Origin of the sequence: Paenibacillus sp. SYP-B3998 (assembly GCF_010820665.1) — a bacterium.
Classification (GTDB): Bacteria; Bacillota; Bacilli; order Paenibacillales; family NBRC-103111; genus Paenibacillus_E.
On sequence record NZ_JAAIKC010000023.1, the window covers coordinates 1 to 13,178 of the forward strand.

9 protein-coding genes and 1 riboswitch are annotated in these 13,178 nt (G+C 44.4%); of the genes, 4 read left to right on the forward strand and 5 right to left on the reverse strand.

Annotated elements, in window-relative coordinates; translation table 11 throughout:
• Nucleotides 1-178 precede the first annotated feature (178 nt).
• The gene (locus tag GK047_RS27860; protein WP_163953866.1) at nt 179-1,918 is read right to left on the reverse strand and encodes a methyl-accepting chemotaxis protein; all 1,740 of its coding nucleotides are present in this window, start codon (nt 1,916-1,918) and stop codon (nt 179-181) included.
• Nucleotides 1,919-2,104: 186 nt separating this feature from the next.
• A complete protein-coding gene (locus GK047_RS27865; protein ID WP_163953868.1) occupies nt 2,105-4,153 on the reverse strand; it encodes a molybdopterin oxidoreductase family protein in 2,049 nt (682 codons plus the stop codon).
• 219 nt (nt 4,154-4,372) lie between these two features.
• On the opposite strand from GK047_RS27865, the gene GK047_RS27870 reads away from it, so the two are divergent.
• Both GK047_RS27870 and GK047_RS27875 read left to right on the forward strand, forming a co-directional pair.
• The gene (locus tag GK047_RS27870; RefSeq protein WP_163953870.1) at nt 4,373-4,669 is read left to right on the forward strand and encodes a hypothetical protein; all 297 of its coding nucleotides are present in this window, start codon (nt 4,373-4,375) and stop codon (nt 4,667-4,669) included.
• A 54-nt stretch (nt 4,670-4,723) separates the two neighbouring features.
• Nucleotides 4,724-5,995, forward strand: a complete 1,272-nt coding sequence (locus GK047_RS27875) for a methyl-accepting chemotaxis protein (protein WP_163953872.1) — start codon at nt 4,724-4,726, stop codon at nt 5,993-5,995.
• A gap of 56 nt (nt 5,996-6,051) precedes the next feature.
• Here GK047_RS27875 and GK047_RS27880 read toward each other — a convergent pair whose 3' ends face one another.
• The 3 genes from GK047_RS27880 to GK047_RS27890 form a co-directional block, all read right to left on the reverse strand.
• Nucleotides 6,052-9,291: a response regulator gene (locus tag GK047_RS27880; protein ID WP_163953873.1), complete on the reverse strand. Its 3,240-nt coding sequence runs from the start codon at nt 9,289-9,291 to the stop codon at nt 6,052-6,054.
• 80 nt (nt 9,292-9,371) lie between these two features.
• Nucleotides 9,372-10,625: a GGDEF/EAL domain-containing response regulator gene (locus GK047_RS27885; protein ID WP_163953875.1), complete on the reverse strand. Its 1,254-nt coding sequence runs from the start codon at nt 10,623-10,625 to the stop codon at nt 9,372-9,374.
• An 85-nt stretch (nt 10,626-10,710) separates the two neighbouring features.
• Nucleotides 10,711-11,103, reverse strand: a complete 393-nt coding sequence (locus GK047_RS27890; protein ID WP_163953877.1) for a hypothetical protein — start codon at nt 11,101-11,103, stop codon at nt 10,711-10,713.
• Between the two features lie 281 nt (nt 11,104-11,384).
• Between GK047_RS27890 and GK047_RS27895 the strand changes: the two genes are divergently transcribed.
• Both GK047_RS27895 and GK047_RS27900 read left to right on the forward strand, forming a co-directional pair.
• On the forward strand, nt 11,385-12,083 hold the full coding sequence (locus GK047_RS27895; RefSeq protein ID WP_163953879.1) for a response regulator transcription factor: 699 nt from the start codon (nt 11,385-11,387) through the stop codon (nt 12,081-12,083).
• Between the two features lie 191 nt (nt 12,084-12,274).
• Nucleotides 12,275-12,410, forward strand: a riboswitch (cyclic di-AMP (ydaO/yuaA leader).
• Between the two features lie 7 nt (nt 12,411-12,417).
• Nucleotides 12,418-13,047 (forward strand): CAP domain-containing protein, encoded by a 630-nt coding sequence (locus GK047_RS27900; RefSeq protein WP_163953881.1) that lies wholly within the window; start codon nt 12,418-12,420, stop codon nt 13,045-13,047.
• The last annotated feature ends 131 nt before the right edge of the window (nt 13,048-13,178 follow it).

Sequence of the window (13,178 nt, forward strand, 5' to 3'; positions counted from 1 at the left end):
GTGGACGCCAAAAACAAAGGAGCTAAGCACATACAAGCCGCTTAGCTCCTTTTCCGTTTAACTATTAACTTTTTTAACGCTTGGATTTGTCCCGCACATCTTTAATTGTTACTTTTGGGACAAGCTCTTTTGTGTCTACAAACGTATTCAATAAACAGGCGGATGCGGGTTTGTCCGTCTAAAGCTGAAATTTACCAATTGATGTACGCAAATCTTCCGCAATATGATTGAGCTTACCAGCTGATGAAGTGATATCAGTCAATGACGCCAGCTGTTGCTGGGAGGTATCTACCACATGCTGCGCGTATGAGGATGAATTCTTCGCATGCGAGCTTGTCTCCGCTACAGAAGCGGCTACTTCCTCGGAGGTGGCCGCCATTTGTTGCGCCGCGGCAGCAACCTCTTGGATGCGAACGACAACTTTCTCTGACGCAACGAAGATGCGATGGAACGATGCTTCGGCCGTATGAGCCATCCCTTTGCCAGAGTCCACTTCCTGTAAACACGCCTGCATCGTTAGGACAGCAATTTCGGTATTGTTAAGTACTTGTCCGATTAAGTCCGTAATTCGGTTGGCAAACTGTGTGGACTGCTCCGATAGCTTGCGCACTTCACCTGCCACCACCGTAAAACCTTTGCCAGCTTCTCCTGCTCGTGCTGCTTCAATTGCCGCATTCAAAGCAAGCAGGTTCGTTTGCTTCGCGATGCCGCCCATCAAACCAATCATATTGTTGATTTCCTGAGAATGACTCTCTAAATTCTGAATCACGGTATTCGCCCTTCTAACCGTATCGCTCATGCCATTCATATTCGTAATAAGCGCTTGAAGATCAGTCTCGCCTTGCTTCGCTTCGCGAAAAGCTTCCATTGAAATGTCCGACACATCCGATGAGACTTCAGCGATGCGTTGAACCCCGATCGACATTTCGGTCATTGCCGTATGCGTATCCTCATAATTCTGCACTTGAATGTCGGCTCCGCTTGCTACTTTTTGCATCACTTCCACGACTTCGATTGACGCTTGGGAGGTTTGCTCCGCATGCGCAAGCAGTTCCTTCGAAGAATCCGCAACTAACAAAGAAGCGTCCTTAATTTGATGTAAAATATCTCGCACATTCGATTTCATCCGGTTTAATGAACCGACCAGCTCGCCGATCTCGTCTTTATTCCTCACTTTCACATCGCGATCGGCCAAGCTGCCCAACGACACAGCTTGTAAGGCGCCGGACACAAGCCGTACAGGTTTGGAAATGTTATAAGTAATCAGAAAAGCGAGACTTAGCCCAACAAGCACAGCAAAAGCCAGTACATATAGCATAGTCATCTGGCCCGATTTATAAATAACAGAGCTAGTTTCAGATGCTGCTGTTGCGCCTTCATGCTTGATTTGAACAAGGACGTCCACATATTTCTGCAAATTGAAAAACGCTTTATTGGAATCGACCAGTAATGCCTGTACTTCCTTATCTCTTTGACCCGATCCCTTGCTCAAATTAACTTCCTTACTTAATTGAACGAACTTCTCATGGTAGCCTTTATATGTATCCCACTGGGTTTTGAATGCGTCAAAATTCCGCTTCTCCTGCTCGTCTGTCAGTGTCCCCTCGAATTGTTTAAGCTGCTCGTCTATATTGTTAATTCCCGCAATTGCTTGTGTTTCCGTGGTCTGAATCTGCACCTTGTCGGTCAGAATAAACAACTGCATATCCAGCGAGTGTACAAGCTCAGTTAAATAACTAATTGCGTTCACAGCCTCCACGCCTGGCATCCATGTTTTACTAATCTCTTCACTTTTATTCTGAATCAACCTCATATTCGTAAGGCTCATCCAACCTACACTACCAGTTAGCATCAAAACGATGATAAAACTGGTGAATAATTTCTTGCCTACAGTCATTCTTGGCAACCGTATGCGCATGATATCCCTCATCTCTATTTGTACCTTGCTGTTAGTTATCTATGTAGTTAATCGTACAATAGATTCGTAAAGCGCATATAAAATAATACGCTATTTTTCGACATTAGGATATCGTTTATTAATACTACATAACCTTCTTCTCTTAGTCACAGAAGAAAAAGGCGATCTAATTCCTCAACACTCATCTTAAGATGAGGAATTCAACTTTTCGACCTGGACGCGACCAGAAAAGAACGTCGCCCCTCCTCCCATATCAGCTACACGGTCGGGTGTAAGCGCGTTAACGAGGACTTGGCTTCCCGGCGAATCCGCCCAAAGTCCTTGACTGACAACGACCCCAGGTAGCACATCCGCCCCCACGGAGACGACAAGCTCGCATTCGCCGCGCTCATTCCACAATCTAGCATAGTCTCCGCTTGCTAAGCCTAGTAGCGCTGCATCGGCTGTGTTCATATGAAGCCTAGGCATTTTTTCCATCCGCACGTGCTTCTCATTGTTAGAAAATGTCGAATTTAAGAAATTATGATTCGGTGCAGGGATGAAAAGAAAAGGAAAATCCCCATCATCCACAAGTGGCGTATAGGTTGGTAGTGGCGAAAAGCCCTTGCTAGCCAGTGTCTCGGAGTATAGCTCAATCTTGCCGCTTGGCGTCTTTAGACGACCTGGAAAGAGTGGCTTCGTTCTGGCCTTAGCATACTGCGTTTCTACCAACCCCTCGTACGTAATCCCATCGAGATTCGGATTGACGGGATGATCTAACGCTTGACGAATCATCTCTTCATCCGTATCTCGAAGCTCCTGTTCCTCATAGTCCATTGCTTTAGCCAACAAACGAAATACGTCTACATTTGATTTACTCTCCTCGTAAGGCGCAATGACTGGCTGTTGGATTTGCACATAATGATGCCAATAGGAACGGTAGAAATCCGTATTTTCAAAGGAGGACGTAGCAGGCAGAACAATGTCGGCAAACAATGCCGTTTCCGTCAGAAACAGGTCATGAACGACCGTAAACAAATCCTCCCGAAGAAGCCCTTCTCTCACTTTATTGGCATGAGGAGCCACAACTGCGGGATTCGAGTTATACACATACATAGAACGAATCGGAGGATCTAGCTCAAGTAAGGCGCTCCCGAGCAGGTTCATGTTAATTTGGCGAGTTGGTTTGGTCAGTAAATCAGGCCGCTGCAGCGCAGCTGCGTTATGATCCAGATAGCCGCCGTTTCCTTTAATCGCGCCTCCGCCCTTATGCAGCCATTGCCCCGTTAATGCCGGCAGACAAGATATTGTCCTTACACACATGCCACCGTTGTCATGATGCTGCGGTCCATTGCCAATACGTATGAAGGAAGGCGTCGTTTCCCCATACATACGCGCTAAGCGATAAATGTCATCGACAGGAACCCCTGTAATGGTTGAAACGACCGACGGATTGTATTGCTTTACATGCTCTCGAAGCTCTTCATGCCCTACGGTATATTGCTGAAGGAAATCTTCATCCACGCTATTTTCTGCGAATAGAATATGCATGAGACCAAGGGCAAGCGCCGCATCCGTACCTGGCAAAATGGGAATAAACCAGTCGGCCCAACGGCCAGTTTGATTTTTATGAACATCAATGACGACGATCTGTGCGCCATTCTTACGCGCTTTCTCTGCGAGAACCACTTGATGCATGTTCGTACTAACCGCATTGATACCCCACATGATAATTAGCTTGGAGTCGACGGTGTCTTCTGGATCAATGCCAAAGCTGCCGCCCATTGTGTAATTGTAACCCTCGGTTCCCGCCGATTGACAGATTGTGTACAGCAACCGACTAGCCCCCATCCGATTGAAAAATCGACGGTCCATTCCTTCTGTCCCTATCCGTCCCATGTTGCCATAAAAGCTGTATGGCATGATTGATTCCGAGCCTTCCTCGGCGATGAGTTTTTTCCAGCTAGAAGTAATGGTCGTTATCGCTTCCTCCCAAGAGATACGTTCAAAGTGATTCTCCCCTTTTGGGCCCACACGCTTAAGTGGATACTGGAGGCGCTTGGCGTCATAGATGCGAGCTGTCATGTTGCGAACTTTGTTACAAATGTTCCCTTGTGTGACGGGATGAGAGGGATCTCCCTCTATTTTCACGATTTTCCCGTCTTCTTTATGAAGCAGCAGGCCGCACTGATCTGGACAATCCAGTGAGCATACAGATGGAAAAATACCGTTTGGCTGATCGATCATTGTACGCATAGAAGCTCCTTTTACACACACTTTCATTTAATATATACCGAATAAGACATAAGCGAAAGCCGTTTCTGCCGATCTCTCTAAACAGGTCCCAGCAGTCTCCCCTCCCTTGAAGCACATTCTTCCGCATTCCGCTGTAACAAATATCACAGCCTTACTCCTCCAAGATTCATTACAATAGAATAAATAGTTAAAAAGTAACGATAAGGGAAGTGCTTATCCATGAAAAAGGAACATATTATTCGCTTTAAACTCATTCGTAAGGAAGGCGTCAAGCTTCTCAGGGGCGTTATCTTCCTAGAAGAAAATCAAACTCCCTCCCTGCTCGATTTTGAACAATGCTTAAAAGATTGCGGACACGATGTGCGCTTAGAAAATAAAGAGCAAGCCATTTTCAGAGCCTACAAACCGGGTGAAGAGTATGAAATAGACATCTTAGAGGATTATCAGGATGCCTCCAGAGATTCACATGCGGAGCAGTTAGCAAAAACCTTTCTCAAGGACAATTCTCCGCTTTAGCGAACAAAAAGATCACCTACGAATGAATAACCAACGAGGGGTTGAAACTCAGTTATGCGTATCGGATTGGTTCAAAAAATCGTCATCGGCATTATTACGGTTTCTATTGTCACCTATGGGACGAGCGCAATTTTCATCCTTTATATTAAAGACGAAGTGTTAAGCGTCCTTCCCAGTTGGTTATTTACAATCGGCACCCTCAGCTTAGGCGTATTCTGGACTGGCTTGTTGGGATGGTTCATGGCTAGGTGGATTGTTAAACCATTAATTCGGTTAGCTAAATTAGCAGATGAGGCGGCACTTGGACATTTGGATATCGTGATTCCCGATCATCCATCCAATGACGAGCTCGGCAATCTGAATACTTCATTCCAAAGTATGGTTCGTCAGCTTCGAGACATGATTATCGATATCACCACTCACGTCTCCGTGGCCGAACAAAGCTCAGCTTCTTTAAACAGCGCAATTGCGCATGCAGCCAAGCAAGCTGAACAAATCTCACTTAGTACGGATCATATTTCAACAAGTACACATCAGCAAGAGCAGCAGTCCAAGGATTGTTTGGATGCTATTGAATCAGCGGCGCGAGCAGCCGTTGAGATGAACGGTAAAGCAGCAGACGTCCATATTCTCTCACAGCAAATGGTGGTCGCCATTGAAGAGGGCGGTACAAGTATTCGGTCATTGCTGAATGGGGTTTCGGATCTCTCCACCATCAGTCAGGAATCTATCGCGCTAGCAGATAAGTTGAATGCAGGAACATCAGAAATTAGAAAAGTTTCGAAGTGGGTCGGAGAAATTGCGGATCAAACCCATCTGCTCGCTTTGAATGCGAGTATCGAAGCAGCCCGCGCAGGTCAAGAAGGTGTTGGTTTCTCTGTTGTGGCGGTGGAAATACGAAAACTAGCTGAACAAAGCAATCATGCCGTCCAAAATATCGATACGCTCATCAAGGACATTCAATCCCAGGTTCAAAAAATGGAACAAAAGCTGAAATTCCAAGTTCAACATATACAAGATGAGCTTCAAAAAGGCGAGAAAGCGGGTTCCGCCATGCAGCAAATAGGAGCCTCCGTCCATGAAACGGCAAGCGCGGTAAGCTTGATTGCAAATACAGCTACTCATCAAGCTGAAATCATTGATATTTCAGAAGCGAAAGGGCAGGAAATTGCCAACCTCTCGCAGCTAATATCGGATAAAGCGCTGCTAGCTGCTTCTGCGACCCAAGAACAAACCGCCTTTATGCAAGAAATTGCCGCTTCCGCGGAAGTCCTTAACCTCCAGACGATGGAGCTCAAAGAGAAAATCAGATTGTTTAGTATCTAATGAGTATCTACGATTCAAAGAAAAAGCACACCAAAACGGTGTGCTTTTTCTTTGAATTAAATCATTTCTACCGCATGAATGATGCGGTCAATCTCTACTTGAATCTTAGCTGCGCTTTGTCTCCAGCGGTCCATGTTCTTTTCATTGTTCGCTAGTTCTAACTCCGTATCCAACATTCGAACGATTTCCAACAATGACTCTGCATAGAAATTAGCAGCGATCCCCCTTAACGTATGGACCATCCGTCGGACTAATGCGATCTCTTGTTGATCCAGGGCAGTGTTAACTTGCGCTGAGAAAGAACTGTAATCCTGCTTGAACTTGTTCACCATATATTGAAAAATATGAATTTTATCGTCCACATTTTTCAAGACTTGCGCTGTGTCGATGCCCTTAATCTCGTACAACCATTTAAGATTCTTCCATTTATTAATCATTTGCTCCAAGCGTACATCATCGACCGGCTTAATTAAAATATCGTTCATACCCAACTTCAAGCACCGATCGATATCCTGCATTAAGACATTAGCCGTTAGCGTAACGATAGGAATTCGGTTATATCGCTTATTTTGGCGAAGCTTTTTCGTTGCTTCGTAACCATCCATATCCGGCATATGAAGATCCATAAGAACAAGCGTCCACGTATGCTGATCAATCTGTTCCAGAACCTCATGACCATTCTTAGCCATCGTCACATGATAGCCAAGCTGTTCCAACAAATGTGAAATAACCAACTGATTAATTTCATTATCTTCTGCAACCAAAATATAACCTTTGGGGTCAGCCTGCGCACTAGTCGATTTCTGATCTAGCTGAATCGGCTGCTGAGCATTCCGATTTTCATTTTGAATCAACATATGTAAAGTTTGATGTAGGTTGAGCCTGCTAATCGGCTTCATTAATACAGCATCGGCCCGCAGCTCATAAGGAAAATGCTCCATCTCTTCTCGACCGAATACGGTTGTTACTGCGACAACTCTTGTCTTGTCTCGGTTTAAAGTACTCATCACCCGATTCCATACGGGAGGTTCTTTCATCTGATCGATTTCCATATCGACGATCAGAAAATCCACCTCTGGGTAACCGTTTGCATGTGTCCCATCTAAGACTTCACAGAGTTCCGAGGCAGACGAAACCGTCTTCACCTGAAGTTGAAATGCCTGTAACGTATTTGCCAAATGCTCACGAACCAGCGGATGATCCTCAGCGAGTAGCACGTGATGGTTCCCCTCCGCAAACTGCACAAGCTCCTGCTCGCCTGCCGCTTCTTGCCGACTTTGCTCAAACATTACGTTAAAGTAAAAGCGACTGCCTTCTCCGCGTTTGCTATCTACCTTCAAAATACCGCCCATCGATTGTATCAAATGCTGGCAGATGACCAGCCCTAATCCTGTTCCCCCGTACTTCCGACTCGTGGAACTGTCCGCTTGGGTGAACGGTGAGAACAGCTTCGACAATTGTTCTCTAGATAAACCGATACCGGTATCTTCGATAGCAAAGGAGATCAGCACATGCTCTTCCATATAAGCTTCTAGTCCGACACAGATACGAATATAGCCATGCTCTGTGAACTTAATCGCATTATTGGCCAAATTAATCAAGACCTGCTCCAAGCGAAACGCATCACCGTTCACAAAATGGGGCAAATCATCCGACGTTTCAATGATCATATCGATCTGCTTCTTCCCAAAAGAAAAGCTGGAAAGATCAGCTACTCGTCGCAATGATTCCTCCAAGGAGAAATCTACTTTCTCCAATGTAATCTTACCTGCTTCAATTTTGGAGAAATCCAAGATATCATTAATCGTCCCTAACAGCGCATTGGAGGAAGATTCAATCTTGTTCAGGTAATCTTTCTGAATGTCGGATAGCTCCGTTTTTTGCATCAGCAGAGAGAGTCCAATGATCCCATTCAAAGGCGTTCTGATTTCATGGCTCATTCTCGCTAGGAACTGACTCTTCGCCCAGTTTGCTTCGTCTGCTTCCTCTCTCTTCTTGAGATCGGTAATATCATGGATTGTTGCGATAACGCCAGCTATCTCCTCAGTTACACTATAGAAGGGAGATAAGGTCACATTAAACGTGCTTTCGCTGTCATCGGGAAGGATCATGCTCATTTCGAATCTTTGGGCTTTGTGTAGCGCAATCGTATGCTCGAATGCTTGCTCCCATAAATCCGCGTCATCTAAGGTCAGCATCGGGGCAAACGGGCGTCCCACCAGTTGGTCGGAGCGGAGCTGCAGCGTTTGACATAATTTTTGATTTACCGAAGTAACGATACCTTTGGCGTCAAAACCAAGAATAAAATCATCAGAGTTCTCGACCAGTGTACGATACTGCTCTTCCCGCTCCCTGATTTTGAATTCAGCCGCCTTATGTTCCGTCATATCAACAGCGGAGCCAATCACTTCTATCACTTCACCATCTTGTAAAATCGGCTGCAGCGTCACGAGCACGTTGTATGAACCATACAGCGCTTCATAAGTGATTCGTTCACCTTCCCACGCTTGAGCATAGCGCTCTTTCAGGAACACGGCTAACGTTTCGGAATAAAAGGCGACTTCATCCGTCCTCTTGCCTATGAAATCGTTAGGTATTAATCCTAACTGCTCTAACAATTGCCCTTCAATCAGCACATAGACGTAGTCATCTCGATGCTTTTGGAACTTAAATGTGAATCCAGGCTGCAGCCTCAGCATGCCTATCATTTCTCGTTCCATTTGATAAACCATATGTTTGTAATTTCGGGTTCGCAGCAAATATTTTAAATACAAAGCAATTAGAAACAAGCAGCAGGACTGGTAAAAGATGTAGATGCCAATAATTTTCAAAGACGTTCCATACAACAACCAGATCACAGCGTAGTAAAACACATAGAAAAATGCGCCTCCATAAAGCCATTTCAGCCAGTATGAACGCGTTTTGGCAAACATATAACTGGTTCCTAGCAACGCTACGAGACCAATGAGCAGCTGAGGGATTTGAATCCCACCCTCTATCCAAAGTCGGCCTGTCCATAAAAGAACAAACGTAATCACTAACGAAAGCGTCCCTCCTAAATATGCGGAAAGCAGCAAACCAACGCCCCTGAAATTCAGACTGACATGTTCATCCATCTGAACGCTGAATAACATGAGACAGTTAACCAGTATGCCATGGGCAACACCAACGTACACCTTATGCAGCCAAATGGGCTTGGTGTCCGTATTCTTTCGTATAAAAAATTGTTCAACAAACAAGACAAAAATCGTAATGATCGAGAAGTTGGTTATTAAATCACGCAGCAGGACAATCACCAGCCTATATGGTTCTTCAATTTAGATTACTTCTGTATCTTACGATGTCCCTCTAGTAATGTCACTATTATTCTTAGATTCTACGCAAGCGTTGAGCATACGTAGGACTGCAAAAGTTCTCCAATCTGCTCCGCATTGGAAGGAGGACTGAAATAATAGCCTTGAACCAATCGGCATCCGCATGCTCTAACAACTTGCAGTTCTTCCTCTGTTTCCACGCCCTCGGCGACAACCAGCAGATTCAAATTATGAGCCATCGTAATCATCGTATGAACAATGGCTGCATTCACTTGACTTTGTTTCAATCCCTTAATAAAAGATTGATCAATCTTCATCTTATCGATAGGGAAATCTTTTAGGTAACCCAGTGAGCTATAGCCTGTCCCGAAATCATCCATCGCCACCTGTACCCCCAATTTCTTCAATTCATACAAGGTAGTCGATGCCGCTTTGACATCCATACTCATACTCTCGGTAATCTCCAGTTCCAAATATTGCGGCGACAGTCCTGTCTCCTCCAATATATTTTGAATCATCCCGCTTAATCTTGAATCATTAAACTGACGGCTGGATAAATTAACGGCAACGGACAATTTAGGCAACCCAGCATCCTGCCATTTCTTATTCTGCTTGCAGGCTTCCTTCAACACCCATTCCCCAATCTCATGAATGAGTCCCGTTTCTTCCGCTACAGGGATGAATTCTGCTGGAGAAACACGCCCAAGCTGAGCATTATTCCAACGGATTAGGCTTTCCAAGCCGACAATCCGCCCCGAAGTGGAATCAACTACAGGTTGATAAACAAGATGAAACTCTTCATTCGCGACAGCTCTTCGCAAATGAGTTTCCAGCACCATTCGCTTATGAAACTGGTCATTGGCAACCTGACCATCAATGCTTCGAACCCCAATTTGGATAACCATTTTACAACGCTGCATAAAGTGTACCGTCATGGAAGCGCTCGCTGGTCGTTGAAACAGCGTCTCCTTATGAAAATAATCTGCCGCACCTATTCGCATGGCTTGAATCGTCTGCATGGAGCCCTCAGGCGTGTTCGTACTGAGTACAACTACGGGTACAGGACAATGAGTGATCATAGAAAAAATCGAAATATGGCCATCCTTACCTGTCATTTCGGACATGTCCAATAAGGTCAAATCAATAACAACCAAATCGGGCCTGCATGCCACGATATCATCCAGAGCCGTTTGACCATCTTTGACGATTCCCGTAACAACAAACTGTGCATCCTGCTCAAATATAGCCTTAACCGGTTGCCTCGTATCTCTCGAATCACCAACAATTAATACGCCATAATGATCCATGGAATCCATCAACGTCCAGCTCCAACTGGTGTACAGATTAGCATTTTCACGATTTCCACCCTACTTTTTATGTTTTGTTAAAATTGTAATTGAATCAGCCATACACAGAGAAATCTATGATGTCAAAAAGTTCAGCTCGTGAACGGAACAAAAACCCCGCCATGCTCTCATCTAACTCACTACAATTCTTGCTCATGGATAATTGCAGCTTGGAATGATGCAGCAGCAAGGACAGCTCATATTGGCTTTTATACTGATAGGCCATATCAAAAATATTCGTCTGCTTAAAATCTTCCGGCAGTGTGATCGTATACATGACAAAAGGATGCGTATCCCCGAGTTGTACAATTCGGAGCGTTTCTAGGTAGCTATTCACCTGCCTGGTCCACTGATAGCCAAAATCATAGGTTTCCAGTTCGCTCCATCCTGGTTCTAATTCATTAAAAATAAGCACCAACTGACTTCGATAAAATTCACATATTGTCATTTTTCCCTCACCAGCTCATCGAATTTTATGCCTATCTATAAAGTTACTTCTATCATACTTTCCAATTATTAGGCATCTACCTGTAAATCTATTAATTCTTCTAACTAGCCAAACTAATAATTTGCTAACAATTATTTTATGAAATATTTACTAGATCGCGATTTTAGAGATTTACTCTTAAAAATCGACACAGTATAATGAATTTATGAGTAAAATGTTAGCGTTTGCGCTTTTAATAGAACTAATAATTGATTACTAAGAACTATTTTGGGGGAATCTGTATGGTAAAAGTTCTATTAATCGAGGACGATGATATCATCGGCGAAATGATCTGTATGTATTTATCCGAAGAAGGCTTCGAAGTGCTGCGAACCCACAATGGCCAGGATGGTGTCTCAGCGCTCAATGAATTTGAACCTCATCTTATTTTACTCGATTTAATGCTCCCCGATTTTGAAGGTACCAACCTATGCAATACCCTTCGTAAAGTGACTGAGGTACCGATCATTATTATATCCAGCAATGCCAAGGTCAGCGAAAAGATCGAAGCTTTCACGGTCGGAGCTGACGATTACTTATGCAAGCCTTTCAGCATGCATGAATTAAAAGCCCGAATACTCGCCATCCTACGCAGAGCCAAGCAATCGGCTGCCGAGGAATTTGTAAACGCATCTCCTTCTAGCGCACCGCAGCCTATCAACTTGAATATCAATCTAGAAACGAGAATGCTCTTTGTCCGGGGGGAATCCATTGAGATGACGTTCTCCGAGTTTGAGCTAATGCGACTATTGTATGAGCATCCCCAGCGCGTTTTTCGAAGAGAAGAACTCATAAATGCTTTAAGAGGTTATGAATCTTACATCAATGATAGAGCCATCGACGTTCATATAACGAATTTACGAAAAAAAATTGAAGTAAATCCAAAAGAACCCCAACATATCAAAACCGTCTGGGGTGTCGGATATAAATTTGTCGTTTAACCCAAACGCCCTCCAACTGGCAGCATAAGCCGAGTTAGAGGGCGTTTATGGAGTCTTCATTGAGTCTTCCTGGGTCTTAACGATTCCTTCCTTCGATCCTGCTGGCAAAAATTGCGGGAAGCACTTTCTAGCGCACCTATGCTAGAATAGAACAACTCAGAAGCCTAGAAGGTTGCAACCATCTTTCTGAGTTTGTTTCAAGGCCAAAGCTTCTTCATGAAGCGCGGGGGAACCATTTGTAGGGGTGAAGCCAAGTCCGCTTGGTAGGGTGATTACTTTTTGACCCGAATCCGTCAGCTAACCTCGTAGGCCACTAAAAAGGGAGGATTCACACATGCATTTCAAAAAAACTGCGTTATCTAGTTTGCTTATTCTGGGTATGGTCGCATACGCTGGAGCCGCTAATGCCTCGGCCGCTTCTTATACAGTTAAAGGCCAAGATACCATGTGGAGCATTTCACAAAAACAAGGCATAGCCCTTAGCGCATTAATTAGACAAAATCCGCAAGTTACCAATCCGAATAACATCTGGCCTGGTATGATTTTGCAAGTTCCGGGCAATACTTTAACTAACACAGCACCTGCGATTAGTCAAGCAACTTATGCCGACCAAGTGATTAGTTTGGTCAATCAAGAGCGTACTAATGCTGGTCTTAAGCCGCTAGCTACTGACAAATCACTTTCTGCAATGGCATTGGATAAAGCGAAAGACATGTACAACAACCATTACTTTGACCATACCTCACCCACATTCGGATCGCCATTTAACATGATGACTTCCTATGGGATTCAATATAGCTATGCTGGCGAAAATATTGCCATGGGGCAACAAACTCCCCAAGCTGTAATGAACGCATGGATGAACAGCACTGGGCATCGACAAAACATTCTTAGTCCTAATTACACCAAGATTGGTGTAGGTTATTATAATAACGAATGGGTTCAAGAATTCATCGCTAACTAAAACAACGAGCCTCAACTCAACTGAGTAGGGGCTCGTTTCTTACTATTCTTATAAGTTCGTCGAGACCAAGAAAAGCTCCTCAAAACGGCCCGCTGGTATCGGAGGACTGAACAAATACCCTTGGATTTCAT